This window comes from Aquabacterium humicola (assembly GCF_030167915.1).
In the GTDB taxonomy this organism is placed as follows: Bacteria; Pseudomonadota; Gammaproteobacteria; order Burkholderiales; family Burkholderiaceae_C; genus Pseudaquabacterium; species Pseudaquabacterium humicola.
This window is the reverse complement of sequence record NZ_JARGNB010000001.1, coordinates 802371-827951: the sequence shown is the minus strand read 5'-3', so window position 1 is coordinate 827951 and position 25581 is coordinate 802371. Positions and strand designations below refer to the sequence as shown.

Annotated in this window: 23 protein-coding genes; 13 read left to right on the top strand and 10 right to left on the bottom strand. The window is 71.7% G+C overall.

Annotated features, from left to right (window positions below; all coding sequences use genetic code 11):
- The first annotated feature begins 23 nt into the window (after window positions 1-23).
- The 4 genes from P1K89_RS03715 (at window position 24) to P1K89_RS03700 (ending at window position 6826) form a co-directional block, all read left to right on the top strand.
- Window positions 24-3770 (top strand): Ig-like domain-containing protein, encoded by a 3747-nt coding sequence (locus P1K89_RS03715; protein WP_284615014.1) that lies wholly within the window; start codon window positions 24-26, stop codon window positions 3768-3770.
- An 85-nt stretch (window positions 3771-3855) separates the two neighbouring features.
- A complete protein-coding gene (xylF, locus tag P1K89_RS03710; protein WP_284615013.1) occupies window positions 3856-4878 on the top strand; it encodes a D-xylose ABC transporter substrate-binding protein in 1023 nt (340 codons plus the stop codon).
- On the top strand, window positions 4878-6059 hold the full coding sequence (locus P1K89_RS03705; RefSeq protein ID WP_284615012.1) for a sugar ABC transporter permease: 1182 nt from the start codon (window positions 4878-4880) through the stop codon (window positions 6057-6059). The genes xylF and P1K89_RS03705 overlap by 1 nt, the downstream gene beginning before the upstream one ends.
- Window positions 6056-6826: an ATP-binding cassette domain-containing protein gene (locus tag P1K89_RS03700; protein WP_284615011.1), complete on the top strand. Its 771-nt coding sequence runs from the start codon at window positions 6056-6058 to the stop codon at window positions 6824-6826. Before P1K89_RS03705 ends, P1K89_RS03700 begins: the two co-directional genes overlap by 4 nt.
- 60 nt (window positions 6827-6886) lie before the next feature.
- Here the strand turns inward: P1K89_RS03700 and P1K89_RS03695 are convergent, their stop codons facing one another.
- The 3 genes from P1K89_RS03695 to P1K89_RS03685 are packed head-to-tail and all read right to left on the bottom strand — an operon-like array spanning window position 6887 to window position 9710.
- Window positions 6887-7786, bottom strand: a complete 900-nt coding sequence (locus P1K89_RS03695) for a ThuA domain-containing protein (RefSeq protein WP_284615010.1) — start codon at window positions 7784-7786, stop codon at window positions 6887-6889.
- Between the two features lie 34 nt (window positions 7787-7820).
- Window positions 7821-9410 (bottom strand): GH39 family glycosyl hydrolase, encoded by a 1590-nt coding sequence (locus P1K89_RS03690; RefSeq protein ID WP_284615009.1) that lies wholly within the window; start codon window positions 9408-9410, stop codon window positions 7821-7823.
- 30 nt (window positions 9411-9440) lie between these two features.
- Complete coding sequence (locus tag P1K89_RS03685) at window positions 9441-9710, bottom strand: hypothetical protein (protein WP_284615008.1); 270 nt, start codon at window positions 9708-9710, stop codon at window positions 9441-9443.
- A gap of 105 nt (window positions 9711-9815) precedes the next feature.
- On the opposite strand from P1K89_RS03685, the gene P1K89_RS03680 reads away from it, so the two are divergent.
- The 8 genes from P1K89_RS03680 to P1K89_RS03645 all read left to right on the top strand — a co-directional run bounded on the left by P1K89_RS03680 (window position 9816) and on the right by P1K89_RS03645 (window position 17912).
- Window positions 9816-11414 (top strand): sugar ABC transporter ATP-binding protein, encoded by a 1599-nt coding sequence (locus tag P1K89_RS03680; RefSeq protein ID WP_284615007.1) that lies wholly within the window; start codon window positions 9816-9818, stop codon window positions 11412-11414.
- Window positions 11411-12394, top strand: a complete 984-nt coding sequence (locus P1K89_RS03675) for an ABC transporter permease (RefSeq protein WP_284615006.1) — start codon at window positions 11411-11413, stop codon at window positions 12392-12394. Before P1K89_RS03680 ends, P1K89_RS03675 begins: the two co-directional genes overlap by 4 nt.
- Before the next feature lie 76 nt (window positions 12395-12470).
- Window positions 12471-13421, top strand: coding sequence for an ABC transporter substrate-binding protein (locus P1K89_RS03670; protein ID WP_284615005.1), 951 nt, complete (start codon window positions 12471-12473; stop codon window positions 13419-13421).
- A 7-nt stretch (window positions 13422-13428) separates the two neighbouring features.
- Complete coding sequence (locus P1K89_RS03665; protein ID WP_284615004.1) at window positions 13429-14442, top strand: aldo/keto reductase; 1014 nt, start codon at window positions 13429-13431, stop codon at window positions 14440-14442.
- Window positions 14439-15383: an amidohydrolase family protein gene (locus tag P1K89_RS03660; RefSeq protein WP_284615003.1), complete on the top strand. Its 945-nt coding sequence runs from the start codon at window positions 14439-14441 to the stop codon at window positions 15381-15383. The genes P1K89_RS03665 and P1K89_RS03660 overlap by 4 nt, the downstream gene beginning before the upstream one ends.
- A 27-nt stretch (window positions 15384-15410) precedes the next feature.
- Entirely contained in the window at window positions 15411-16421 is a 1011-nt protein-coding gene (locus tag P1K89_RS03655; RefSeq protein WP_284615002.1) for a zinc-binding alcohol dehydrogenase family protein, read from the top strand.
- 14 nt (window positions 16422-16435) lie between these two features.
- Window positions 16436-17563, top strand: a complete 1128-nt coding sequence (locus tag P1K89_RS03650; RefSeq protein ID WP_284615001.1) for a mannitol dehydrogenase family protein — start codon at window positions 16436-16438, stop codon at window positions 17561-17563.
- A gap of 19 nt (window positions 17564-17582) precedes the next feature.
- Window positions 17583-17912, top strand: a complete 330-nt coding sequence (locus P1K89_RS03645) for an L-rhamnose mutarotase (protein ID WP_284615000.1) — start codon at window positions 17583-17585, stop codon at window positions 17910-17912.
- Window positions 17913-17942: 30 nt separating this feature from the next.
- Here P1K89_RS03645 and P1K89_RS03640 read toward each other — a convergent pair whose 3' ends face one another.
- The 6 genes from P1K89_RS03640 to P1K89_RS03615 form a co-directional block, all read right to left on the bottom strand.
- Complete coding sequence (locus P1K89_RS03640; protein ID WP_284614999.1) at window positions 17943-18968, bottom strand: amidohydrolase family protein; 1026 nt, start codon at window positions 18966-18968, stop codon at window positions 17943-17945.
- Between the two features lie 104 nt (window positions 18969-19072).
- Window positions 19073-20080 carry a zinc-binding alcohol dehydrogenase family protein gene (locus P1K89_RS03635; protein ID WP_284614998.1) on the bottom strand — a complete coding sequence of 336 codons (1008 nt, stop codon included), beginning with the start codon at window positions 20078-20080 and terminating at the stop codon, window positions 19073-19075.
- 10 nt (window positions 20081-20090) lie between these two features.
- Window positions 20091-20852 (bottom strand): transporter substrate-binding domain-containing protein, encoded by a 762-nt coding sequence (locus tag P1K89_RS03630; RefSeq protein WP_284614997.1) that lies wholly within the window; start codon window positions 20850-20852, stop codon window positions 20091-20093.
- 40 nt (window positions 20853-20892) lie between these two features.
- Window positions 20893-21621 (bottom strand): amino acid ABC transporter ATP-binding protein, encoded by a 729-nt coding sequence (locus P1K89_RS03625; RefSeq protein WP_284614996.1) that lies wholly within the window; start codon window positions 21619-21621, stop codon window positions 20893-20895.
- Entirely contained in the window at window positions 21605-22255 is a 651-nt protein-coding gene (locus P1K89_RS03620; RefSeq protein ID WP_284614995.1) for an amino acid ABC transporter permease, read from the bottom strand. The genes P1K89_RS03625 and P1K89_RS03620 overlap by 17 nt, the downstream gene beginning before the upstream one ends.
- A complete protein-coding gene (locus P1K89_RS03615; protein WP_284614994.1) occupies window positions 22252-22935 on the bottom strand; it encodes an amino acid ABC transporter permease in 684 nt (227 codons plus the stop codon). Before P1K89_RS03615 ends, P1K89_RS03620 begins: the two co-directional genes overlap by 4 nt.
- 185 nt (window positions 22936-23120) lie before the next feature.
- Here P1K89_RS03615 and P1K89_RS03610 point away from each other — a divergent pair, with 185 nt between their 5' ends.
- Window positions 23121-23816, top strand: coding sequence for a FadR/GntR family transcriptional regulator (locus P1K89_RS03610; RefSeq protein WP_284614993.1), 696 nt, complete (start codon window positions 23121-23123; stop codon window positions 23814-23816).
- Window positions 23817-23844: 28 nt separating this feature from the next.
- Here P1K89_RS03610 and P1K89_RS03605 read toward each other — a convergent pair whose 3' ends face one another.
- The gene (locus P1K89_RS03605) at window positions 23845-25386 is read right to left on the bottom strand and encodes a tryptophan halogenase family protein (RefSeq protein WP_284614992.1); all 1542 of its coding nucleotides are present in this window, start codon (window positions 25384-25386) and stop codon (window positions 23845-23847) included.
- Between the last annotated feature and the right edge of the window lie 195 nt (window positions 25387-25581).

Below are 25581 nucleotides of genomic sequence, written 5' to 3'. Positions count from 1 at the left end.
CGATGCTGACGAAGGTCCGATCGATGAGGCACATCCGGACGGCGGCCGCCACGCTGGCGAGCGTGCTGGCGCTGGTGCTGGCCCACGCGGCGCTCTCCGCCACGAGCCCGGTCGCGCCGCGGGCCGGCGGCCAGGCCGCGCAAGGGCCCGGCCTGGGCAACCTCGCGTACACCGAGGCCGAGCTGTTCGGGCCGCTCTCGATGATCAAGACCGAGAGCGCGCCCGGAGCGGGCGATGGCGAGATGCCGTTCCGCCACCCGGGGCGCAAGGACTTCGGCACCAACGTCGGCCTGATGGTCAACGGCTGGTTCGTGGTGATGTTCGCCCCCGACAGCGGCTACCCGCCCGGCGGTTTCCTCGTCTACGACGTCTCCAACCCGCGAAGCCCGCGGCTGGTGAAGCGGATCTACGAGCCCACCGGCCGCACCGCGGAGTTCCGCGAGCCGCACGCCATCGGGCAGGCGACCATCGACGGGCGCACGCTCATCGTCGTGCCCAGCACCCGCGGCATCGAGTTCTGGGACTTCACCGACATCGATGACATCCGCCAGGTCAGCAAGCTCGCGCTGCCGACGGTGCACGGCGGCGACTACTCCAACGTCACCTGGCAGCTGTGGTGGCAGGCGCCCTACGTCTACGTCGCGTCCGCCGAAGACGGCCTGTACATCGTCGACGCGCGCGACCCCACCAAGCCGGTGCTCGCCGAGCGCGGCGAGGGCCGGCCGAACCCGGTGCCCACCGGCGAGCTCGGCGGCTTCCGGATCGGGCCCGTCTTCACGCTGGGCAACCACCTGGTGCTGAGCTCGATGGAAGCGGCCTCGGGCCTGGCCAGCCTGGACATCTCCGATCCGTTGGACCCGCGGCTGCTCGACACCGTCGGTGCGCTGCCGTTCTACTACGCCACCTGCTTCGACGGCCGCACGCTCTACGGGGCGGTGCGTGGCCGCGGGGCGCGCATGTTCAGCTACGACCTGAGCGATCCGGCGCGCTTCGTCGCGCAGGACAAGCGGCTGCAGGCGGACGAGCAGCTGTACTGCGCCACGCAGGATGCGTTCGTATTCCAGGGTGCGCAGGAAAAGGTCCACAAGGTGGACGTGAGCGATCCGCTGCACCACGTCCAGGTCGGCGTGGGCGGCCTGTTCCCCGAAGGCTCCGATCAGGCGCGCCACTCCGACCACGGGCAGGTGACGCCGATGGGCAACCTGCTGTTCATCGGCAACGACCACGGCAACGGCAGCGGCTTCATCGTGCACGACCGCCGGCCGGACACCACGCCGCCGCAGGTGCGACAGGTCTCGCCGCGCGACGGCGCGCGCCACCAGGCGACGAGCTCGCGCATCGGCATCGCGCTGTCCGACAACATCCTGCCGGAGAGCATCGGCGCGTCCAGCTTCATCGTGCGTCCGCGCGGCGGCGCGCCGCTGGCCGGCACCTACAGCGTGCAGCTGGGGCTGGTCAACTTCGCGCCGGCCGTGCCGCTGTCGCCGGACACCACGTACGAGGTGCTCGTGCCGGCCGGCGGCCTGCGCGACTACGCCGGCAATGCCATCACCAAGGCGTTCAGCGCGCAGTTCACGACAGCTCCGCAGGTCGAGGCCGCCGCACGCGCGCCACGGCCCGGCGGCCAGCAGGCGATGCGCATCGCCGACCCCGCCGACGCGCAGACGCTGCACGTGAACGCGCCGGCAGTCTTCGATCCGGTCGCGCTGGCACGCCCGGGCGCGCGGTACCGCTGGAGCTTCGGCGACGGTTCGCCGCCCACCGCCTTCTCCGCCACGCTGCGGGCCACGCACCGCTTCAAGGCGCCCGGCCACCACACCGTGGTGCTGACGGTGCGCACCGCCGACGGCGCGCAGTCGACGCATGCGTTCCGCCGCACGGTCATCCATCCGCCCACCGCGCTGGCGCCCACGCACAGCAGCAACATCACGGGCGATGCGACGCGGGTCTACAGCGTCAACCCGGACAGCGGCACGGTCACCGCGATCGACGCGACCACGCTCGCCAAGACCTGGGAGACGCGCGTCGGCACCGAACCGCGCACGCTGGCCGTGGCACCGGACGGCCGTGTCTGGGTGGCCGTGCAGGGCGAGGACAAGCTGGTCGCGCTGCGCGCGGCGGATGGCCAGCTGTCCACCAGCGTTCCGCTGCCCTATGGCAGCGCGCCGCACGGCATCGTGTTCACGCCGGACGGGCGCACGGGCCTCGTCACGCTCGAGGGCCGTTCGAGCCTGATGAGCTTCGACCCCGCCAGCGGGGCGATGCGCGCACTGCTGGCGCTGACCGACGATGTGCGCGGCATCGCCGTCACCGCCGATTCGGCGCAGGCCCTGGTGACCCGCTTCCGCTCGCGCATGGACGGCGGCCAGGTGCATCGCGTGTCGCTGGGTGCCCAGGGCCGGACGCTGGCGCTGCGGCAGACCCTCCGGCTGCGGGTCGACAGGACGACCGTCGACGCCGAGAACCGCGCCCGCGGGGTGCCGAACTACCTGCACCAGGTGCTCATCTCGCCGGACGGCCGGCGGGCGGCGCTGCCCTCGAAGAAGGACAACATCGCCGGTGGCCTGTTCCGCGACGGCCGCCCGCTCGAGCACGACACCACCGTGCGCTCGATCGTCTCGCAGATCGCGTTGCAGCCGGCGGCGGTGGAGCTGTTCGACGCGCAGCTCGACTTCAACGACCGGGCGCCGGCGCGTGCGGCGGCCTGGTCGCCGAACGGCGACTACCTGTTCGTCGCGCAGATGGAGGGCAACCGCGTCGCGATCGTCGATGCCTTCGACCGCTCGGTGCGCGGCGAGATCACGACCGACCGGGCACCGCACGGCCTGCACGTCGACGCCGGGCGCCAGCGCCTGTTCGTCAACAACTTCCTCGGCCGCTCGGTGGCGGCGTACGACATCGCGGTGGTGCTGTCGGGCCAGTCCTTCGCTGCGAGGCCGCTGGCCACGGTGGCCGCGGTGGCGACCGAGCCGCTGGCCGAGGCCGTGCTGCGCGGCAAGCGGCTGTTCTACAACGCGGCGGACCGGCGCATGAGCCGCGACAACTACATGTCCTGCGCCAGCTGCCATGCCGATGGCGGCGACGACGGCATGGTGTGGGACTTCACGCAGCGCGGCGAGGGGCTGCGCCGCACCCCCAGCCTGCTCGGCCGCCAGGGCCTGGGCCATGGCCGCGTGCACTGGAGCGCGAACTTCGACGAGCTGCAGGACTTCGAGCACGACATCCGCCAGGCCTTCGGCGGCGCGGGCTTCATGAGCAACGCCGATTTCGAGGCCACGTCGGACCCGCTGGGTGCGCCGAAGGCGGGGCTCAGCCGCGACCTCGACGACCTCGCGGCCTACCTTGGCTCGCTGTCGCGCCACGGCCGCAGCCCGGCGCGGCTGGCGGACGGCCGCCTGAGCGTGCACGCGCTGCGCGGACAGCAGCTCTTCGACTCGCTGCGCTGCGCGAGCTGCCACGCCGGCGCGACGATGCGCGACGGCCTGCGGCATGACGTCGGCACGATCCAGCCCTCGTCCGGCCGCGGCATCGGGCAGGCGCTGGCCGGCATCGGCTTCGACACGCCCACGCTGTACGGGCTGTGGAACGCACGCGCCTTCTTCCACAACGGGCAGGCCGCGACATTGCGCGACGTGATCGCGGGCGGGCATGGCGCCACGCGCGCGCTGTCCGCAGCGGACCGCGACGCGCTGGTCGAGTACCTGCGCTCGCTGGACGACAGCGAGGCCGCGCCCGCCGTGCCCGCAGCGGCGCGGGCGGCCGCGCGGTGACGCGGTTCGTCCCCCTTGACCCCTCGCGGCGCGCGGCTCACGCTGCGCGTCGGCGCTTCCCTTGTCCCTCTGCAGGAGATCTGCCATGAAGACCCCCACCAAGCACTTGCTGGCCGCGACGCTCGCCGGCCTGGCCTTCGGCGCCCAGGCCCAGACGGTCGGCGTGAGCTGGTCCAACTTCCAGGAAGAGCGCTGGAAGACCGACGAGAAGGCCATCAAGGACGAGCTGGTCAAGGCCGGCGCCAGCTACGTCAGCGCGGATGCCGGCGGCTCGCCGGAAAAGCAGCTGGGTGACATCGACAGCCTGATCGCCAAGGGCGCCAAGGTGCTGATCGTGCTGGCGATGGACAAGGACGCGATCCAGCCGGCCATCGCCAAGGCGAAGGCACGCAACATCCCGGTCATCGCCTACGACCGCCTGATCGAGGCGCCCGGCGTCTTCTACATCACCTTCGACAACAAGGAGGTGGGGCGCATGCAGGCGCGCGGCGTCTTCGCGGCGAAGCCGAAGGGCCAGTACGTGATGATCAAGGGCTCGCCGACCGACCCCAACGCCGACTTCCTGCGCGCCGGCCAGCAGGAGGTGCTGGAGGCGGCGATCAGGAAGGGCGACGTGAAGATCGTCGGCGAGGAGTACACCGAAGGTTGGAAGCCCGAGGTGGCGCAGCGCAACATGGAGCAGATCCTCACGCGCGCCGGCGGCAAGGTGGATGCCGTGGTCGCCAGCAACGACGGCACCGCCGGCGGCGTGATCGCGGCGCTGTCCGCGCGCGGCCTCAAGGGCGTGCCGGTCTCGGGCCAGGACGGCGACCATGCGGCGCTGAACCGCGTGGCGCTGGGCACGCAGACGGTGTCAGTGTGGAAGGACGCGCGCGACCTCGGCCGCGAGGCCGCCAAGGCCGCGCTGCAGATGGCCGCCGGCAAGCCGGTGGCCGGCGCCACCAAGTGGTCCGGCGGCGAGAAGAAGCTGACGATGGACGCAATGTTCCTGAAGGCGGTGCCGATCACGCGCGCCAACCTCGACGTCGTCATCAAGGCCGGGCACATCGGCAAGGCCGAGCTGTGCAAGGGCGTCAACGCGGCCGATGCGCCGGCCGCCTGCAAGTGATGCTGAGCCGATTGCAGCTCAGTGCGCTCGACCTGCGGCTGCTCATCATGGCCGCGGTGCTGGGCGCGCTGGGCCTGGCCTTTCACGCGCTGACGGGGCAGTTCCTCACGCCGGAGAACCTCTACAACATCGCGCAGCAGACGGCGGTGGTGGGCATCATGGCCGCGGCGATGGCGCTGGTGATCGTCGCGCGGCACATCGACCTGTCGGTGGGCTCGGCGCTGGGGCTGGTCGGCGTGCTGATCGCCTTCCTGATGTACACCAAGGGCTGGCATCCGGTGCCCGCCTGCCTGGCCGGGCTGGCGGTGGCGCTGCTGGTCGGCGTGTACCAGGGCTGGCTGGTGGCGGGGCTGGGCGTGGCCTCGTTCGTGGTGACGCTCGGCGGCCTGATGTCGCTGCGCGGCGCGGCCTTCCTCGTCGCCTCGGGCAAGACGCAGCCGATCACCGACCCGTGGTTCCTGATGCTCGGCGGCGGGCTCGACGGCGCGATCGGACCGCTGCCCAGCGGGGTGCTCGCGGGGCTGCTGTCGCTGTGGCTGGTCGCGCGCACGGCGCAGCGGCGGCGCCAGCAGCGGGCGCACGGCGTGACGCCGCGGCCGCTCTGGTTCGACGTCATCGCCACCGGTCTCTTCTGCATCGCGGCGCTCGGCTTCGCCGCCGCCATGGGCGCCTACCGCATCGGCGACAAGCCGCAGGGGCAGGGCATTCCGGTGCCGGTGCTGATCTGGGCCGCGGTCGTCGGCGCGGTCTCGTTCCTCGTCAACCGCACGCGCTTCGGACGTTATGTCTATGCGATCGGCGGCAACCCGGAAGCGGCGCGGCTGGTGGGCATCCCGGTGCGCCGGGTGATGCTGCAGCTCTTCATGCTGCTGGCGGTGCTGGTCACCGTCGCGGCGATCGTCGCGGTGGCGCGGCTCAACGCCGGCACCAACTCGCTCGGCACCAACCAGGAGCTCTACGTGATCGCCGCGGCAGTGATCGGCGGCGTCGCGCTGTCGGGCGGCAGCGGCACGGTGCTGGGCACGGTGCTGGGCGCGCTGATCATCCAGTTCCTCGAGGGCGGTCTGCTGCTGCTCGACGTGGACATCGGCTGGCGCATGGTGATCGTCGGCCAGGTGCTGATCGTCGCCGTCGTCTTCGACGTGCTGTTCCGGCGCGCGACCGGGGAGCGGGTGGCATGAGCGCGCCGCTGGTCAGCATGACGGGCATCGACAAGGCCTTCGGCGGCGTGCAGGCGGTGCAGGGCGCGAGCCTGGCCGTGCACCCCGGCGAGGTGCTGGCGCTGCTGGGCCACAACGGCGCCGGCAAGTCCACGCTGATGAAGATCCTGGCCGGCGCCTGCGGCCACGACGCCGGCGAGATCCGCGTCGACGGCCGGCCGGTGCACATCCGCACGCCGGTGCAGGCGCAGGCGCTGGGCATCGAGACCATCTACCAGACGCTGGCGCTGGCCGACAACCTCGATGCGGTGGCCAACCTCTTCCTCGGCCGCGAGATCCGCACGCGCTGGGGCACGCTGGACGACTACGCGATGGAAGCCGCCGCGCGCGCGGTGTTCCGCAAGCTGAACCCGAACTTCCGGAACATCCGCGTGCCGGTGCGGGCCCTCTCCGGCGGGCAGCGGCAGGTGGTGGCGATCTCACGCGCGCTGTACTTCAACGCCCGCGTGCTGATCATGGACGAACCCTGCGCCGCGCTCGGCCCGGAGGAGACGCGCATGGTGCACGACCTTGTGCGCACGCTGCAGGCCCAGGGCGTCGGGATCATCCTGATCTCGCACGACATGCCCGACGTCTTCGCGCTCAGCGACCGGCTGTGCGTGATGAAGAACGGCCGCACCATCGGCACCTACCGCACGAAGGACGTGGACGAGGAGGCGGTGCTCGGCATGATCATCGCCGGCCGGTTGCCCGACGCCGTGGCGCCGTGCACCCGGCTCGAGGCCTAGGAAGACCCCGGCAAAGCGGGCGGCCCGTGCGGCCCGGCGGGCCGCCGCGCCGGGGCGGCCTCAGCGCGTCCCGGGGGCCGCGGTGTTTTCCTGCCGCCGCAAGGCCCACGCGATGCCGCCGGCCAGGTGCTGCTGGAAGGCCGGCAGTTCCCACACCGATTCGTTGTGGCCCAGCGCCGTGTAGAAGACGCGGCCGCGCCCGAAGGGCTTGCACCACGACAGGCCGTGGTAGCCGGGCTCGCCGCTGTGCGGGTGCCGCTCCAGCGCCAGCAGCGGCTGCACCGCGTCGCGGTGGTGGTTCTGCAGCAGGTAGATCTCCTCGAGCAGGCCGCCCAGGTTCCAGCGAGCGCCGAAGTGGCGCGTGGCCGGGTGCGAGGGCGCGAGGTTGACGGCTTCGACGCGCACCTGCTCGCGGTGGTGGTGGAACTCGCCGCCCAGCATGTCGATGTAGGGCCGGAAGCCGTGCAGCGTGTCGCTGGCGCTGTGCACGCCGACGAAGGCGCCGCCGGCACGCACCCACGCGATCAAGGCCTCGGGGTCGGGCAGCGGCAGCTCGCCGGTGGTATTGACGAACGCCACCGCGTCATAACGCGATAGCGACGCGGCAGCGAGCTTGTCCGCCAGTACGGCGCGCACGCGGTCGGCGTAGGCCGCGCGCTCGCTGGCGTACTGCGCCACCTGCGCCGCCGTGACGCCGGCGCCGGGTTCGGGCGGCGGCGTCACCGCGGCCAGCTCGACAGTGAACGAGCCGCCCGCGGCGCCAAGCTGCGCGATCACCCGTTCGGCGGTCTCGATCGAGCTGTGGCGCCAGCCCAGCGTGGTGGTCACCAGCAACAGCCGCCTCGCCGGGGCCGTCGCGGGACCGTCCGGCGCGTCCGCCGCGATGGCCGAGGGCGGCGTCCCGCCGAGCGGCGCTGCCGCGAGCAGCGCCGCCGCGTGCAGCCATCGTCGCCATCGCATCACGGCATCTCCTCGGCGGGGCCGCAGCGACCGGTCACCGGGCGGGTTCCAGCGTCACCAGCACCACGTCGTTGCTGCGCATGCGCAGCTTCTGCTGCAGCTCGCCCCGGGCGCCCACCTTCACCACCTTGTCGAGTTCGGGCTTGTCCGTCGTCAGGCCTTGAAGCGTGCCCAGCTGCTGCGCGCTCAGCTGCCTGGGCGAGCCCATCTCGAGGTAGGCGGTGTGGGCGTCGTTCGCCTTGTAGCCGGTGCGGCGCACCTGGAGCCGGTAGCTGCCGGGGGCCAGGTGCTTCAGGCTCAGCTGCACCGGCGGTGCATCGATGGCCGGCAGCGGCTTGCCGAAGTAGACGCCGTTGCTGGTGGGCTGCTCGCGCTGCCGCGGGTCCCACACCAGCACGGCGGTCTTCGCGCCGTCGGCCGCGGCCATCACCGCCGGGTCGGCGCTGGGGATCTCGAGCCCGCGCAGCGCGTTCAGGTACTTGTAGGCGAACCACGCCGGCTTGCGCACGCCGTCGCGTGTCATCAGGCCGAAGCCGCCGTGGAAGGGCGCGTCGGGCGGACCGGGCTCCTCGAACAGGTCGCTGTAGGTCCAGTAGCTCATGGCCTGGGCATGGCCCTGGGTGCCGCGCAGCTTGGTGAGGATCCACGACGCGCTGACGTAGCTGTCGTGCACCTTGTCGCGCGGGTTGTAGCTGGTGCTCCACTCGGTGATGTACAGCGGCAGCCCGGGGAAGGCGGACTCGTTGATCTCGCGCCGGTTGCGCCTGACGTCGCCGATGATCGAGTCGGGGTTGGGCGAGAGCTTGCGGTCGGACTTGCCGTACTCGTCGAGGAAGCCCTCGTCCACGCCGTAGGTGTGCGTGGTGACGAAGTCCACCGGGACGCCGTTCGCCTTGCAGTACGCCAGCAGCTCGGGCACCCAGGCCGCGCCCGCGGTGGACGGACCGCCCACGCGCAGCGCGGGGTCGATCTTCTTGATCGCGCGCGCCGTGGCCGCGTACAGGTCGAAATAGGCCTTCTGGTCCGCCTTCTCCCAGAAGCCGTCCAGGTTGGGCTCGTTCCACACCTCGAACGGCCAGCGGCGCACCTCCTCGGCGCCGTAGCGCTGGATCAGGTGGCGCACGAAGGCGTCGATCAGCTCGACCCAGGGGCCGGGCTGCGGATGCGAGGTATTGCCCTTCCAGTAGAAGATCGTCTGCTTCGAGGTCGTCATCGCGCCCGGCGTGAAGCCGAGCTCGACGAAGGGCTTGATGCCGCGCGCGAGCAGCGCGTCGTAGAGCTGGTCGATGGCGCGGAAGTCGAACACCAGCTTGCCGTCGACCTGGCGCACCGTGCCCAGCTCGTCATGGAAGATGTCGTGGAAGCGCACGTAGCGGAAGCCCAGCTCGTCGACGGCGGATTTCAGCTGCGCCAGGTTCTCGGGGCGGCGCGTGGTGCCGGGGTAGTCGGCGCCGACCGACAGGTCGAAGAAGCGGTCGACCGGCGCGCCGGCGCGCGAGCGGTCCAGCGCCACTTCGCGTGCGGGTGGCTCCGCGGCCGTGGCAGCGCCGAGGCCGAGCATCAGCACCGCGGCGGCCAGCGGCCGCATCAGGGGGAGTCGCAGAGGAGGGTAGGGGGTCGTCATGGAATCGTTGTCGATGAGTCGGCGGGTGGGTCAGGCGGCCACCAGCACCACGATCGGGAACGCGTAGTCACGCCCGCGCAGGGCGCGTGCGAAGAGGTAGTCGTTGCGGGCCTGGGCGCTGAGCAGGTCGATCTCGACCTGGCCGTTCGGGTTGCATGGAAAGGACAGCAGGCGGCGGCCGGCGCCGCGCGGCCGGAACTGCAGCTGCGCGGCGGGTGCGCCACTCGTCGCCGGTTCGGCGCTGCCGGCGTCGGCAGGCTGCGGCGCGGCCGACGGACCCTGCGGAGAACTGCGTGGCATGGGAACGAAAGGAGACGAGAGGCGAGGGTGCGAAGGTTGCCGTCGCCGGACGGTCTTGTCGGTAGGTGTTTCCACCTGATTGGTTCGGGCATCGACCGAATTAGCATGCCGACCGTGCCGGCCGACTCCCCCTTGCCCCCCGATCGTGCGGCCGCGCCGGCCCTGTTGCGGCTGGCCGGCATTCGCAAGGCCTTCGGCGGCGTGATCGCGCTCGAGGGCGTGGACCTGGAGGTGCGCGCGGGCGAGGTGCACGCGGTGTGCGGCGAGAACGGCGCCGGCAAGTCCACGCTGATGAAGATCATGAGCGGGGTCTACCAGCCCGACGCCGGCAGCATGCACTGCCGCGGCGAGCCGGTGCGCTTCGCCTCCACCCAGGACGCCGCCGCGCGCGGGGTGGTGATGATCCACCAGGAGCTGAACCTGATCCCGCACCTCACGGTGGCGGAGAACATCTACCTGGCCCGCGAACCGCGGCGCGGCTGGTTCATCGACCGCCGGCGCCTGCGCGCCGACGCGCAGCGCTGCCTCGACCGGCTGGGCGCCTCCATAGCGCCCGAAGCGATCGTCCACACGCTGCCGGTGGCGCAGCAGCAGATGGTGGAGATCGCCAAGGCGCTGTCGATGGACGCCGACGTGCTGATCATGGACGAGCCGACGTCCTCGCTCACCGAGGCCGAGACGCGCCAGCTCTTCGAGGTGATGCGCGAGCTGCGTCGCGGTGGCGCGGGCATCGTCTACATCTCGCACCGGCTCGACGAGCTGGCGCAGATCGTCGACCGCGTGACGGTGCTGCGCGACGGGCGGCAGGTGGCCAGCGGCGTCTTCGCCGACACGACGGTGGATGCGATCGTCGCGCAGATGGTCGGCCGCGCGCTGGACGAGAAGTTCCCGCCGCGGCGCCGCGTGCCGGGCGGCGAGGTGCTGCTCGAGGTGCGCGAGTTGCAGCGCCGCCCCGCCTTCGGCCCGGTGAACTTCGAGCTGCGGCGCGGCGAGATCCTCGGCTTCGCCGGCCTGATCGGCGCCGGCCGAACCGAAGTCGCGCGCGCGATCTTCGGCGCCGATGCGAAGGACGGTGGCCGCATCCGCCTGCACGGGCAGGACCTGGCGATCCGCTCGCCGATCGAGGCCATCGGCCATGGCATCGCCTACGTCAGCGAGGACCGCAAGGCCCACGGCCTGGCGCTGGAGATGAGCGTGGGCGAGAACATCACGCTGGCCAACCTGGCGGCGGTGTGCGGCCCGGGCGGCTTCATCCGCTTCGGCGCCGAGCAGCAGGCCGCGCGCGACTACATCGGGACGCTCGGCATCCGCACCCCGGGGCCGCAGCAGCGGGCGCGGCTGCTGTCCGGCGGCAACCAGCAGAAGGTGGTGATCGCGAAGTGGCTGTTCCGCCAGGCGCGCGTGATCATCTTCGACGAGCCGACGCGCGGTATCGACGTCGGCGCCAAGGTCGCGATCTACGAGCTGATGGACCGGCTGGCCGCCGAGGGCATCGGCGTCATCCTGATCAGCTCCGAGCTGCCCGAGATCCTCGGCCTGACCGACCGCGTGGCCGTGTTCCACGCCGGTTGCATCGCCGCGGTGCTCGACACGCGCCGCACCTCCCAGGAAGAGATCCTGCTCCACGCCTCGGGCCTCGAGAGCGCCCGCGTGGCGCAGGGCTCGATCGCGGCGCTGCCCGCGCTCGAAACGGCCGCCCCATGAACGACCGCCGCCAGGACCTGATCCAGAAGTTCGGCGCGCTCGCCGGCCTGCTGCTGCTGGTGATCGCCTTCTCGCTGACGAGCGAGGCCTTCTTCAGCGTCGGCAACGCGATGACGGTGTCTCTGCAGGTCACCTCGATCGCGCTGCTCGGCGTCGGCGCGACCTACGTCATCATCGCCGGCGGCATCGACCTGTCGGTGGGCTCGGTGCTGGCGCTGGCGGGCGTGCTCGCCGCGCTGGCAGCCAAGGCCGGCGTGCCGGTGCCGCTGGCGATGGCGCTGGGCGTGCTGGCCGGTGCGGTGTGCGGCGCGGCCAACGGGCTGCTCGTCACCCGCGCGAAGCTGCCGCCCTTCATCGCGACGCTAGGCATGATGCTGGTGGCACGTGGCATCGCGCTGCAGATCACCGGCGCGCGCGCGGTGTCGGGCCTGGGCGAATCCTTCGGCGTGCTCGGCAACGGCTCGCTGTGGCGCGTCGAGCGCATCGACGCGCAGGGCTTCCCGGACGTCGTCTTCCCCGGCATCCCGTACCCGGTGCTGCTGATGGTGGTGATCGCCATCGTCGCATCGGTGGTGCTGACGCGCACGCGCCTGGGCCGGCACATCCACGCCGTGGGCTCCAACGCCGAGGCGGCGCGGCTGTCGGGCGTGCACACCGGCCGCATCGTGCAGTTCACCTACATCGTGTCCGGCGCGCTCGCGGGGCTGACCGGCTGCGTGCTGATGTCGCGCCTGGTGACGGCCCAGCCCAACGAGGGCGTGATGTACGAGCTCGACGCGATCGCCGCGTCGGTCATCGGCGGCACCTCGCTGATCGGCGGCGTCGGCACGATGTCGGGCACGGTGATCGGCTCTTTCGTCATCGGCATCCTGCGCAACGGCCTGAACATGAACGGCGTCTCGGCGTTCACTCAGCAGATCATCATCGGCCTGGTCATCCTGCTCACGGTGTGGATCGACCAGTGGCGTCATAGGCGATGAAAAACGCGGCCATCGCGCCGCCCGACAGGGCCGCGGTTTGAGCCGCGGTTTGAGCCGAACCACCCAGGAGACCGGAATGAAGAAGACCCTTGCCCCGCTGCGCAGCCTCGTCGGCCTCGCGATCGTCGGCCTCGCGTCCGCCGCGGCACAGGCCGGCGAGATCGCGGTGATCGTCAAGACCACCAATTCCACGTTCTGGCAGAACGTGAACAAGGGCGCCGACGCCGCGATCAAGTCGCTGAAGGGCCACACGATGACCTTCTCCGGCCCGGCGTCGGAGTCGGCGATCGCGGACCAGGTCGGCATGGTCGAGAACGCGGTCAACCGCAAGGTCGCCGGCATCGTGCTGGCGCCGTCGGACCCCGATGCGCTGGTGCCGGCGATCAAGAAGGCCTGGGAGGCGCGCATCCCGGTGGTGCTGATCGATTCGATGGTGTCGGACGCCGGCAAGCCCTACTACCAGTCGTTCCTCGCCACCGACAACCGCCTCGCCGGCGAGCTGTGCGCGAAGCAGCTGATCGCCAAGGTCGGCACCACCGGCAAGATCGCGGTGATGTCCTATGTCGCGGGCGCCGGCTCCGAGATCGGCCGCGTCGGCGGCTTCCGCGACTACATCGCCAGGCATTCCAAGCTGCAGATCGTCGGGCCGTTCTACTCGCAGTCGCAGATGGCGACCGCGCTGAACCAGACGACCGACGTGCTGGCTTCGAATCCCGACCTGAAGGGCCTGTTCGGCGCCAACGAGCCGACCGCCGTCGGCATGGGCCGCGCGCTGGTGCAGTCCGGCAAGACCGGCAAGGTCGTTGCCGTGGGCTTCGACGGCAACGAGGACCTGCAGAAGTTCGTCAAGGACGGCACGCTCGAGGCCATCGCGGTGCAGGGCTCGTACCAGATGGGCGAGCTCGGCGTGAAGACACTGGCCGACGTGATGGCCGGCAGGAAGGTCGCGAAGTTCGTCGACACCGGCGTCGTGATGGTCGGCAAGGGCAACATCGACAAGCCCGAGGCGAAGAACGTCCTGTACTGAAGAAGCTGTGAACGTCAGCGACCTGCGTGCAGTGGCCGACGGCCGCCTGCAGCTGACCCGCTTCGGCCTCGGCTGCGCTCCGCTGGCGGGCTTGTACGAGCCCGCGTCGGACGCGCAGGCCCAGGCCGTGCTGCAAGCCGCCTGGGACGCCGGCCTGCGCTGCTTCGACACCGCGCCGTACTATGGCTACACCGCGAGCGAGCACCGTGTCGGCCGCTTCCTGCGCGACAGGCCGCGCGAGTCCTTCGTGCTCAGCACCAAGGTGGGCCGGCTGATGCGGGCCGATGCCGGCGTGCCGGCGATGGACAACGGCTGGGCACGGCCGCTGCCGTTCCGGCCGCACTTCGACTACGGCTACGACGCGGTGATGCGCTCGTTCGAGGACAGCCTGCAGCGCCTGGGCCTGGCACGCATCGACATCCTGCTGGTGCACGACATCGGCCGCCTGACCCACGGCGACGCGCATGCCGCGCACTGGCAGGCCTTGACGCGCGGCGGCGGCTTCCGCGCCCTGGAGACCCTGCGGCGCGAGGGCCGCATCGCCGCCTTCGGCCTGGGCGTGAACGAGGCCGCCGTGGTGCACGACAGCCTGCAGGAGGCGCAGCTCGACTGCGTGCTGCTCGCGGGCCGCTACACGCTGCTGGAGCAGGGCGCGCTGCGGCTGCTGGATGAGTGCGCGCGGCGCGGCACGGCGATCATCGTCGGCGGGCCGTTCAACTCCGGCCTGCTCGCCGGCAACGGCAAGTTCGACTACGCCGATGCGCCGCCGGCGCTGCTGGCGCGCGCCGACGCGCTGCGCCGCACCTGCGGCGAGTTCGACGTGCCGCTGCCGGCGGCGGCGCTGCAGTTCCCGCTGGCGCATGCGGCGGTCGCGTCCTGCGTCGCCGGCATGCGCGATGCTCGGCAGGTGGCGCAGAACCTCGCCTGGTTCGAGCAGCCGATACCCGCCGCACTGTGGACGGCACTGCGATCGCGAGGGCTCGTGGCCGAGGCCGCGCCGTGCCCCGGGGACGAGCGATGAGCCCTGTTCCGCGCACCCCGCGCATCGACGCGCACCAGCACTTCTGGCTGCTGGCCGAGCGCGCAAGCGACTCGGGAGGCTGCGCGTGGCCGCCGCCCGAGCTCGCGGCGATCCACCGCGACTTCACGCCCGCGGACTTCGAGCCGCTGCGCCGCGCCGCCGGCATCGACGGCACCGTGGTCGTGCAGTCGCTGCCCAGCGAGCAGGAGACGCGGCAGCTGCTCGGCCTGGCCGAGCGCCACGACTTCATCCTCGGCGTCGTCGGCTGGGCGGACATGAAGGCGCCGGACGCGCCACAGCGCATCGCCGCGCTCGCCGCGCATCCGAAGCTCAAGGGCCTGCGCCCGATGCTGCAGGACCTGGACGACGATGCCTGGATCGCCGACGCGGCCGTCGATCCCGCGGTGCGCGCGATGCGCGCGCACGGGCTGGTCTTCGACGCGCTGGTCCTCACGCGCCATCTCGGCGCGCTCGAGACCTTCGCCGCGCGCCACCCCGGGCTCACCATCGTCATCGACCATGGCGCCAAGCCGCCGATCGCCCGCGGGCAGATCGAGCCGTGGCGCGCTGCGCTCGCGCCGCTCGCCGCGCGGCCGAACGTGCACTGCAAGGTCTCCGGCCTGCTGACCGAGGCCGGCCCGCACGCCAGCGCGCAGGCGCTGCAGCCTTATGTGCAGGCGCTGTGGACCTTGTTCGGCCCCACGCGGCTGCTGTGGGGCAGCGACTGGCCGGTGCTGCGCCTGGCGGCCGACTACGGCGCCTGGCTCGACATGTGCCAGGCGCTGCTGTCCACCCTCGCGCCGGCACCCACCGACGAGCAGCGCGCGGCGCTGTTCGGCGGCCATGCTCAGCGCGTCTACCGGCTCACCGGCCACCCGGGCTCCGGCCGCCGCCCGCACGCCGCTGCGCCGGCCGGGCCGGCCCCGGGCCCTGAGCCCTGAGCCCCACCCTTGATTCCCCTGCCACTCATGCTCACCGTCATCTGCGAGTCCCCACGCACCTTGCTCGCCCAGCAACGCGAACGCCCGTCGCGCGCGCCCGGTGAAGTGCTGCTGCGTGTGCGGCGCGTCGGCGTCTGCGGCACCGACCTGCACATCTTCACCGGCCACCAGCCCTACCTGAGCTATCCGCGGGTGATGGGGCATGAACTGTCCGGCGTCGTCGAGCAGGCCGATGCGGGCAGCGGGCTCGCGCCCGGCGACACGGTGTACGTGATGCCCTACCTGTCCTGCGGCCAGTGCATCGCCTGCCGCCAGGGCAGGACGAACTGCTGCGTGCGCATCCAGGTGCTGGGCGTGCACCGCGACGGCGCCTTCACCGAGTTCCTGAGCCTGCCGCGCCAGGCGGTGCACAAGGCCGAGGGCCTGACGCTGGACCAGGCGGCGATGCTCGAGTTCCTGGCCATCGGTGCGCACGCCGTCCGGCGCGCGGACGTGCGCGCGGGCGAGCGCGTGCTGGTGGTCGGCGCCGGTCCGATCGGCCTGTCGGCGATGATCTTCGCGCGGCTGCGCGGCGCCGAGGTCATGGCGCTCGACGGCCGGCGCGACCGCCTGGACTTCGCGCAGCGCGAGGTCGGTGTGGCCGCCACCGTGGCCTTGGGCGAGGGCGACGAAGCCGAGCTCGCGCGGCTGACCGGCGGCGAGTTCTTCGACGCGGTGTTCGATGCCACCGGCAACGCGCAGGCGATGGAGCGTGGCTTCCGCTTCGTCGCTCATGCCGGGCGTTATGTGCTGGTCTCGATCGTGCAGGGCGAGATCCGCTTCTCCGACCCCGAGTTCCACAAGCGCGAGGCGACGCTGCTGTCCAGCCGCAACGCGACGCTGGACGACTTCGAGACCGTGGCCGCGGCGATGCGCGCCGGCCACGTGCCCGATCGCGCGCTGGCCACGCACCGGCTGGCGCTGAATAATCTGCCCACGGACTTCGCGCGTCTGCTCGACCCGGCCGAGGGCGTGATCAAGGCGCTGGTGGAGTGCTGACACCGGAGGTGGCCATGACGCCCGAGCCCCCGATCCTGCAGTTCGGCACCGGCCGCTTCCTGCAGGCCCATGTCGACCTGTTCGTCTCGCAGGCGGCCGAACGCGGCGACGCGCTCGGCGGCATCACCGTCGTGCAGTCCAGCGGCCAGCCGGCCGCGATCGCGCGCATGCAGGCGCTGGCGCGCGCCGAGGGGTACCCGGTGATCGTGCGCGGGCTCGAGGGCGGCGTGCCGGTCGAGCGGCACGAGACCGGCCGCGCGGTGCGCGAGGCGCTGGATGCGCGCGTGCACTGGCCGCTGCTGCGCGCGCGCCTGCGCGGCCCGGTGCAGGTGATCGTCTCGAACACGGCCGACCAGGGCTGGCAGCTCGATGCGAGCGACGGCGCGCACCAACTGGCCGACGAGGCGGCGGCGCCGGCGTCGTTTCCGGCGAAGCTGCTGGTGCTGCTGCACGAGCGCTGGCGCGCCCGGCCCGGCGCCGAGCTGACGCTGCTGCCCTGCGAGCTGGTGTCGCGCAATGGCGAGACCCTGCGCGAGATCGTCGCCACGCTCGCGCGCGCGTGGGCGTGCCCTGCGGCCTTCGTCGACTGGCTGCAGCGGCAGCCGGTGTGGGCCAACTCGCTCGTCGACCGCATCGTGTCGCAGGCGCTGGAGCCGGTGGGCGCGATGACCGAGCCCTATGCGCTGTGGGCCATCGAACAGCAGCCGCGGCTGCAGCCGCCCTGCCGCCATCCGGCGATCGTGCTCACCGATGACCTGGCGACCTTCGAGCGCCGCAAGCTCTTCCTGCTGAACCTGGGCCACACGCTGCTGGCCGAGGCATGGATGACGCAAGGCCATCCGGTCGACATGACGGTGCTGCAGGCGATGCAGACCCCCGTGCTGCGCGACCTGCTGGAGGCCGCGTGGGACGCGGAGGTGCTGCCGGTGTTCGATGCCCTGGGCGACGGTCCTGGCGCGCGCGCCTACGTGACCGAGCTGCGCGACCGCCTGCTCAACCCGTTCCTGGCCCACCGCCTGGCCGACATCGCGCAGAACCACGCGCAGAAGAAGGCGCGCCGCCTCCAGCCCTGCATCGAACTGGCGCAATCGCTCGTGCCCGCGCTCGCGCAGCCGCGCCTGGTCGCGGCGATGGGCGCCTGAACGAGATCAGAGCGCCTGCATGCAACGCATGGGCATGGTCATTGGCATCGCGCCGGAGCGCATCGCCGAGTACAAGCGGCTGCACGCCGCCGTCTGGCCGGCGGTGCTGGCGCGGCTGGCCGCGTCGCATGTGCGCAACTACAGCATCTTCCTGCGCGAGCCCGAGAACCTGCTGTTCGGCTACTGGGAGTACCACGGCAGCGACTTCGAGGGCGACATGGCCGCCCTCGCGGCCGATCCCGACACCCGGCGCTGGTGGACCTTCTGCAGCCCCTGCCAGCGCCCGCTGCCCAGCCGCCGCGCCGGCGAGCACTGGGCGATGATGGAACGCGTCTTCCATGTCGACTGAGCCCCCGCGGTGGGCCGCGCCATTCAGCCGCTAGCGGCCGTGCCGGCGGTAGAAGCCGAGCGCGTTCCTGTACATCACCTTGTCGCGCACCTTGGTGCCAAAGGGCGCAAGGTACTCCTCGGCGATCGCGATCTGCGCCTCGAAGCTGCCGTGCAGCGTGATCACCGGCCAGTTGCTGGCCCAGATCAGGCGGTCGGCGCCGAAGGCGCTCATCAGCACGTCGAAGTGCGCCTTGTAGGACGCCAGGTCGGTCGGCGAGGCGAAGATCACGTCGCCCGGTGCGTACATGTCGTAGAACGACGAGAACTTCATGGACAGCTTCGGGCACACGTCGGCGAGGCGGCGGATCTCCAGCTCCCAGGTCGGGTCGACCGGCGGCGGTCCCTTCGCGCCGCCGAGGTGGTCGATGATGATGCGCAGCTCGGGCACCGCCGTGCACAGCGCCTGCACCTGGTCCTTCGGGTTCTTGCTGCCGCGGCTGATGATGTCCAGCGTCATGCCGCGCCGGGCCAGGTCGCGCAGGCTGGTCAGCTGCGCGGGGCTCAGCGTGATGCCTTCGGCCGGGCCGGTCAGGTAGCCGCGGATGCCGACGAAGCGCGGATCGCGCGCGAAGCGGGCCAGGTCGGCGGCGAAGGTCGGTGCGCCGATCTCCAGGTTGCCGACGAAGAACGAATAGAAGCGGTCGTTGCGGACCAGGTCCAGGATCCACTGGTTGTCCTCGACGATGCCGCTCGCCTCGACGATGCCGGCCCTGACGACGCCGCTGGCGTGGGCGATCGCCGCGTACTCCGCCGGCAGCACGTCGCGGAAGATCGGCCCTTCCGCCGGCGTCGGCCAGGGCACGCCGCCGGGCCGCGTGACCTGCCAGAAGTGGATGTGGGTGTCGATGATGGGCCGCCGCCCAGGTGGCGCGCTCTGTTCGGCCTGTTCCACCGCCGCGCGCAGCGCGGCGTCGGGCGCGTCGTCGGCGGCGCGCGCGCCGCAGGTCCAGGCCAGTCCCAGCAGGGCCGCCGCAGCGGCCGCGCGGGCGAAGCCGCGTCGCATGATTGCGTTCATCTGTCTGTCTCCTTGTCGGCTCGATCGGGTCTTGCTCGAGAGAAACGCGTCTTCGGCGGCGCCTCGAGCACCAGACCGCCGCGACGGGTGAGGGCAGGCGCTCGTCAACATTCGACGAGGGCCTTGACGACGCCGGCTGCCGGGTCGAGCAGCGCGTCGAAGCGTTCAGGCAGCTCGGCCAGCGCGAGGCGATGGGTCGCGAGCCCGGCCGGCACCTGGCCCGCGCGCAGCGCCTGCACGACGGTCGCGAAGTCCTCGGCCGTTGCATTGCGGCTGCCCAGCAGCGTGGTCTCGCGCTTGTGGAACTCGGGGTCGTTGAACCGGATGTCGGCCGACACCACCGAGATCAGCACGTAGCTGCCGCCATGGGCGACGAAGCCGAAGCCGCGCTCCATCGCGGCGGGGCTGCCGGTGGCGTCGAAGACGACGTCGAAGAACTCGTGCGCGGTCAGCGCGGCGAGCTCGTCCACATCGCCGGCGCTGAGCATCACGCCGGCCTGCGCGCCGAGCTGCTGCCGGCACAGCGCGAGCCGGTCGGCGCGCGCGTCCATCGCCACCACGCTCGCGCCGCGCAGCCGCGCGAACAGCACCGCGCCCATGCCGATCGGGCCGGCCCCGACCACCAGCACGCGCTGGCCTTCGCGCACCTGCGCGCGCCGCACGGCATGCGCGCCGATGGCGAGGAACTCGATCATCGCGGCCTGGTCCAGCGACAGGCCCTCGGCGCGGTGCACGAAGGGCTCGGGCACGCACAGGTACTCGGCGAAGGCCCCGTCGCGATGCACGCCCAGCACCTGCAGCTGCACGCAGCAGTTGCTGCGCTGCTGGCGGCAGGCCACGCAGCGGCCGCAGGACAGGTAGGGCATCACGTAGACCGCGTCGCCTTCGGCCAGCGTGCTGCCGCGCGGCGCGCCGGCGACCGTCGCCGACAGCTCGTGCCCCATCACGCGCGGGTACTGCAGGTAGGGCTGGCGGCCGGCGTAGATGTGCAGGTCGGTGCCGCACACGCCGACGCGCCGCACGCGCAGCAGCACGTCGCCCGCCGCGGGCACCGGCAGCGGGCGTTCCTCGGCCCGCAGCCGGCCGGGCTGATCGCAGACGATCGCCAGCACCGCGCGGCCCTCAACCGTGGAAGCGGCGATGGATCGCCGCCAGCTGGCCGTTGGCGGTGTTGGCCTGGATCCAGTCGTTGACCCAGCGCTGCAGGCGCGCCTCGCCCTTGCGCAGCCCGATGCCGAGCGGGAAGCTCTTCATCACGAACTTGACCTCGATGTCCCGCTGCGGCGCGCTGTCGCGGATGGCCTTGATCAGCGCCGGCGAGGTGGCGGCGATCTCCACCTGGCCGCTGGCGACGGCGGTGATCAGCGTCGCGTCGTCGTCGAAGCGCACGATCTGCGCGCCTTTCGCGCCTTCGGTCGCCAGCTTGTCGTTCGTGGTGCCGCGGGTGGTGGCCATGCGCTTGCCGGCCAGGTCATCGAAGCCCTTGAGCGCGACCGTCTTCGGGCCGGCGACGACCGACTGGATCTGGGCGTACGGTACCGAGAAGTCGATGACCTTCTCGCGCTCGGGCGTGACCGAGAGCGACGAGATCACCAGGTCGGCCTTGCCCGTCTGCAGGAACGGGATGCGGTTGGCGCCGGTGGTCTGCACGATCTCGAGCTCGACGCCGAGGTCCCGCGCCAGCAGGCGCGCGGTCTCGACGTCGGAGCCGGTGGGGTTCATCTGCCCGTCGGTCATGCCGTAGGGCGGCACGCCGAGGTCGATGGCGATGCGGATCTTCTTCGCGGCCTTGACGTCGTCGAGCAGGTCGGCCTGCGCGCTGCCCATCGCGACGATGGTGGCGAGCACGAGCGAACCCTTGAGCACGGTGGATCGGCGGATCATCGAAGTCTCCTTGGCTGAGGTGGGGTCGGGCAGCCGTCGTCTACAGGCCGTTGCCGAGGAACTGCCGCAGCTCGTCGGTCCGCGGCGCATCGAGCACTTCGGCCGGGCCTTCTTCCCAGACCTTGCCGTGGTGCATGAAGATCACGTGGTCGGCGACGCGGCGCGCGAAGCCCATCTCGTGCGTGACGAGGATCATCGACATGCCGTCGCGGGCCAGCGCCTCGATCACCTTCAGCACTTCGCCGCGCAGCTCGGGGTCGAGCGCGGAGGTGATCTCGTCGAACAGCATCAGCCGCGGCGCCATCGCCAGCGAGCGCGCGATCGCCACGCGCTGCTGCTGCCCGCCCGACAGCTGCGCGGGATAGGCGCGCGCCTTCTCGGCCAGGCCCACCTGCGCCAGCACGCGCTGCGCCAGCGCGCGCAGCTCGGCCCGCGGCAGCCGCAGCACCAGCCGCGGGGCCAGCATGACGTTCTCTTCGGCCGTCAGGTGCGGGAACAGGTTGTAGCTCTGGAAGACGATGCCGACGTCGCGGTGCAGCCGGTGCACGTCGAGCGAGGGCGCGGTGAGGTCCTGGTCGCAGACGCGCAGGCGCCCTTCGTCGATGGTCTCGAGGCGGTTGATGCAGCGCAGCGCCGTGCTCTTGCCCGAGCCGCTGCGGCCGATGATGGCCACCACCGAGCCCGCGCGCACGCGGAACGACACGCCTTCGAGCACGCGCACCGCGCCGAATCGCTTGCACACCGCGTCGAGCTCAACGATGGGCGACATCGAAGCGCCTCTCGAGCCGCCGGCTCCAGGCCGACAGCGGATAACACAGCGTGAAGTACAGCGCGGCGATCAGCGTGAAGACGACGAAGGGGCGGAAGCTCGCGTTGTTGATCATCTGCCCCGCGCGCACCACCTCGACGAAGCCGATCGCCGACGCCAGCGAGGTGTTCTTGACGATCTGCACCATGAAGCCGACCGTCGGCGGCGTGGCGATCTTCATGGCCTGCGGCAGGATCACGTGCGCGAGCCGCTGGCGCCAGGTCAGCGCCAGGCACAGGGCCGCCTCTTCCTGCGTGCGCGGCACCGCTTCCAGGCTGCCGCGCCAGATCTCGCCCAGGTAGGCCGAGACATAGAGCGACAGGCCGAAGGCGGCCGCCACCAGCGGCTCGACGGCCAGCCCCAGCGCCGGCAGGCCGAAGTACGCGAGGAACAGCAGGATCAGCAGCGGTGTGCCCTGGATCAGCTTGATCCACAGCACGGCCAGCAGCCGCAGCGGCCGCGGCGCGTACACGCGGGCCAGCGCGAGCACGAAGCCCAGCAGCCCGCCGCCGGCGAAGGCCAGCAGCGACAGCGCCGCGGTCCAGCCGAAGCCGCGCAGCAGGAACAGCAGCTGATCGTTCGTCAGGCCCGTCACAGCGGTGTTCCCAGCCGGCGCCGGCGCGGGAAGGCGCACGCTCCCACCGCCCAGAACAGCAGCCGCATCAGCAGCGACAGCGCCAGGTACGCGCCGGCGACGATCAGGTAGGTCTCGACCGAGCGGAAGGTGTCCGACTGCACGCGGTTCGCCACCGCGGTGAGCTCCTCGGCCGAGATCTGCGAGGTGATCGACGAGGCCAGCATCAGCAGCACGTACTGGCTGGTCAGCGCGGGCCACATGCGCTCGATGGCCGGCGGCAGCACCACGTGCCGCAGCACCTGCCAGCGGCGCAGTGCCAGGCACTCGGCGGCTTCGAGCTGGCTGCGCGGGACCGACTCGATGCCGGCCCGCACGATCTCCGCGGTGTAGGCACCGACGTTGACGACGAGCGCCGCGATCGCCGCGGTGAAGGCGCCGAGCTTCAGGCCCAGCGTCGCGAGCCCGAAGTAGACGATGAAGATCTGCACCAGCAGCGGCGTGTTGCGGATCGCCTCGACGTAGCCACCGGCGAAACGCGCCGCGACGACGGACGGGCCGGTGCGCGCGAGCGCGCACAACACGCCCAGGCCGAAGCCGAGCACCGTGGAGACGACGGACAGGCCCAGGGTCGTGCCGGCCCCGGCCAGCAGGTCCGGCCAGTGCGCCCAGGGCGCGGCGAAGTCGAGCTCGTACCGCATCGGTGGTCCCTCTGCCGGTGGCGAGGTCGTGGACGCTGGCCAGACCTCTGATGAAGAAGACGGTAAAGCCACATGACCAACAAATCAATAGTGGTCATACCAATTAGGGGGTCGGCGGAGAGCGGCCCGGCGCGGCGGCGCACGCGTGCCGATAATGTGGCGTCGCTCACTTCGTGCTCGTGCCCATGGCCTTGCAGCTCAAGCCGGTCGAGTCGCGCCGGCTCTACCAGCAGATCGCGGACCAGATCCGCGAGCTGATCGACCGGGGCGGCTTCGAGGCCGGCATGCGGCTGCCGCCCGAGCGCGACCTCGCGCTGCAGCTGGGGGTGTCCCGGCCGTCGCTGCGCGAGGCGCTGATCGCGCTCGACGTCGAAGGCCGCGTCGAGGTGCGCGGCGGCTCGGGGGTCTACGTGTCGGCCGCGCGGCCGAGCCCCGCGCCGGGCCGGACGTCGTCGCTCGGCGAAAGCCCGAGCCAGCTGATGGAGGCGCGTTCCGTGATCGAAGGCGAGGTCGTCGTGCTCGCCTGCGCCCGCATCACCGACGAGCAGTCGGCACGCCTGCGCGACATCGTCAGGAGCATGGCCTCGGACATCGAGCGCCGCCGCGCGCGCGTCGACCTGGATCGCGAGTTCCACCTGACGCTGGCCGAGATGAGCGGCAACGCGGTGCTGGTGCGGCTGGTCGCCGAGCTGTTCGACGAACGGCACAGCCCGATCTCGGCCAAGCTCAGCTCGCGCTTCGAGAGCACGCGCACCTGGAAGGCGGCGCTGGCCGAACACGAGGCGGTGCTGCACGCCATCGAGGCGCGCGACCCGATCGCCGCGCAGGCGGCGATGCGCACGCACCTGCGGGCGTCCACGCTGCGCTGGGTGGGCGAGTAGGTGGGCGCGTAAGCGGGCGAGTAGGCCGTCAGGCGGCCGCCGCCTCCTCGCGCGCCATCGCGTCCAGCACGCGGGCGACGAAGTCGCCGTGCGCGGGCATCGCATTCACCGTGCCGTCGATGGCCGCGCGCACGCGCCGGAAGTGTTCGCGCAGCACGGGCTCCTCGAGCAGGTCCGCGGCCGGCTCGTGGGCCTGGGGCCGCAGGCCGTTGCCGAGGTAGATCGAGGCCCAGGACGCATCGAGGAAGCTGTCCGGGTCATGGATGGCCACGCGGCCGCTGCTGCGGAACAGCTCGATCTGGTGCTGCAGCGTCTCGGGGATGGCCATCGCCGCGCAATGGCGCCAGAAGTCGCTGTCGTCGCGCTGCGTCAGCTTGTAGTGCAGGATGATGAAGTCGCGGATCGACTCGTACTGGCGTGCCATGCGCCGGTTGAATTCCGCCGCCAGCGCGGGCGCGCAGTCCCGGTGCGGCAGCAGCTCGACGAGGCGGCCGACGCCGTCCATGATCAGCTGGATGCTGGTCGACTCCAGCGGCTCCAGGAAGCCCGAGGACAGGCCGATGGCCACGACGTTCTTGACCCACGCCTCGCGCCGCCGGCCGGTGGTGAAGCGCAGCTGGCGCGGCGTGTCCAGCGCGGGCCCGTCCAGGCCCTGCAGCAGCACGCGCGAGGCCTCTTCGTCCGAGGTGTAGGCGCTGCAATAGACGTGGCCGTTGCCGGTGCGGTGCTGCAGCGGGATGCGCCAGGTCCAGCCGGCCGGCTTCGCGGCCGAGACGGTGCAGGGGGTCAGCGGTTCGACGCGCGCGCAGGGCACCGCCTGGGCGCTGTCGACCGGCAGCCAGTGGCTCCAGTCCTCGAACGGACTCTTCATGACCCCGTCGATCAGCAGGCCGCGGAAGCCCGAGCAGTCGACGAACAGGTCGCCGTCGATGCGGCGGCCGTCGCGCAGGCGCACCGCTGCGACGAAGCCGTCCTCGGGCCGCCGCTCGGCGTCCACGATGGTGCCCTCGATGCGCTGGGCGCCGTGCGCGATCGCGTATTCGCGCAGGTAGGCGGCGTAGAGGCCGGCATCGAAGTGGAAGGCGAAGGAGTAGGCATTGGCCGCCGACGCCTGGTCGCCCCGCGGCAGCTGGAAGCGGTTGCGGCGGGCCATCACGGTGGCGGTGGACCACTCCTCGTACGAGGGCATGCCGCCTGAGCCCTGCAGGCGCAGCCAGTAGCTCCAGGCCGGGCGGTTGGCGATCGGCGGGCCGAAGTCGCCGAAGCCGTGGAAGAAGCGGTGGCCGATGCGGCCCCAGTCCTTGAACTCGATGCCGAGCTTGAACGTGGCCTTGGTGCGGCGGATGAAGTCCGCGCCGTCCAGGCCGAGGGTGTCGTTGTAGGCGCGGATCGGCGGCAGCGTGGCCTCGCCGACGCCGATGGTTCCGATCTCCGGCGACTCGACCACCACCACCTCGCAGCGGTGGCCGCCGCCGCCGTGGCGAAACAGCCGGGCCAGCGGCGCCGCGGCCATCCAGCCGGCGGTGCCGCCGCCGACGATCACGATCTTGCGAAGGGGTTGTGCTTGCATTGCGGACGACATCGATCAGATCCAGGGCAGAAACGGGGCGGGCGGGCGGATCGGGCGCGGGGCGTTCCGCCGCACGCGGCGGGCGCGTCGAAACCGGGTGGACCCCGTCGACCGCGCTGCCGTGGCCGCCACATTGAAGCACCCGGCCCGCACTGTCGGTAGGTGTTTCCCCGGTCTTTATTAGTTTGTCGAGCG

Coding starts and splice junctions, on each gene's coding strand:
- P1K89_RS03625 (WP_284614996.1), bottom strand. CDS start 21,621: ATGTCGCCCATCGTTGAGCTCGACGCGGTGTGCAAGCGATTCGGCGCG.
- P1K89_RS03645 (WP_284615000.1), top strand. CDS start 17,583: ATGCAACGCATGGGCATGGTCATTGGCATCGCGCCGGAGCGCATCGCC.
- xylF (WP_284615013.1), top strand. CDS start 3,856: ATGAAGACCCCCACCAAGCACTTGCTGGCCGCGACGCTCGCCGGCCTG.
- P1K89_RS03700 (WP_284615011.1), top strand. CDS start 6,056: ATGAGCGCGCCGCTGGTCAGCATGACGGGCATCGACAAGGCCTTCGGC.
- P1K89_RS03640 (WP_284614999.1), bottom strand. CDS start 18,968: ATGAACGCAATCATGCGACGCGGCTTCGCCCGCGCGGCCGCTGCGGCG.
- P1K89_RS03680 (WP_284615007.1), top strand. CDS start 9,816: ATGCCGACCGTGCCGGCCGACTCCCCCTTGCCCCCCGATCGTGCGGCC.
- P1K89_RS03670 (WP_284615005.1), top strand. CDS start 12,471: ATGAAGAAGACCCTTGCCCCGCTGCGCAGCCTCGTCGGCCTCGCGATC.
- P1K89_RS03715 (WP_284615014.1), top strand. CDS start 24: ATGAGGCACATCCGGACGGCGGCCGCCACGCTGGCGAGCGTGCTGGCG.
- P1K89_RS03675 (WP_284615006.1), top strand. CDS start 11,411: ATGAACGACCGCCGCCAGGACCTGATCCAGAAGTTCGGCGCGCTCGCC.
- P1K89_RS03650 (WP_284615001.1), top strand. CDS start 16,436: ATGACGCCCGAGCCCCCGATCCTGCAGTTCGGCACCGGCCGCTTCCTG.
- P1K89_RS03610 (WP_284614993.1), top strand. CDS start 23,121: ATGGCCTTGCAGCTCAAGCCGGTCGAGTCGCGCCGGCTCTACCAGCAG.
- P1K89_RS03605 (WP_284614992.1), bottom strand. CDS start 25,386: ATGCAAGCACAACCCCTTCGCAAGATCGTGATCGTCGGCGGCGGCACC.
- P1K89_RS03660 (WP_284615003.1), top strand. CDS start 14,439: ATGAGCCCTGTTCCGCGCACCCCGCGCATCGACGCGCACCAGCACTTC.
- P1K89_RS03695 (WP_284615010.1), bottom strand. CDS start 7,786: ATGCGATGGCGACGATGGCTGCACGCGGCGGCGCTGCTCGCGGCAGCG.
- P1K89_RS03705 (WP_284615012.1), top strand. CDS start 4,878: ATGCTGAGCCGATTGCAGCTCAGTGCGCTCGACCTGCGGCTGCTCATC.
- P1K89_RS03655 (WP_284615002.1), top strand. CDS start 15,411: ATGCTCACCGTCATCTGCGAGTCCCCACGCACCTTGCTCGCCCAGCAA.
- P1K89_RS03690 (WP_284615009.1), bottom strand. CDS start 9,410: ATGACGACCCCCTACCCTCCTCTGCGACTCCCCCTGATGCGGCCGCTG.
- P1K89_RS03685 (WP_284615008.1), bottom strand. CDS start 9,710: ATGCCACGCAGTTCTCCGCAGGGTCCGTCGGCCGCGCCGCAGCCTGCC.
- P1K89_RS03630 (WP_284614997.1), bottom strand. CDS start 20,852: ATGATCCGCCGATCCACCGTGCTCAAGGGTTCGCTCGTGCTCGCCACC.
- P1K89_RS03615 (WP_284614994.1), bottom strand. CDS start 22,935: ATGCGGTACGAGCTCGACTTCGCCGCGCCCTGGGCGCACTGGCCGGAC.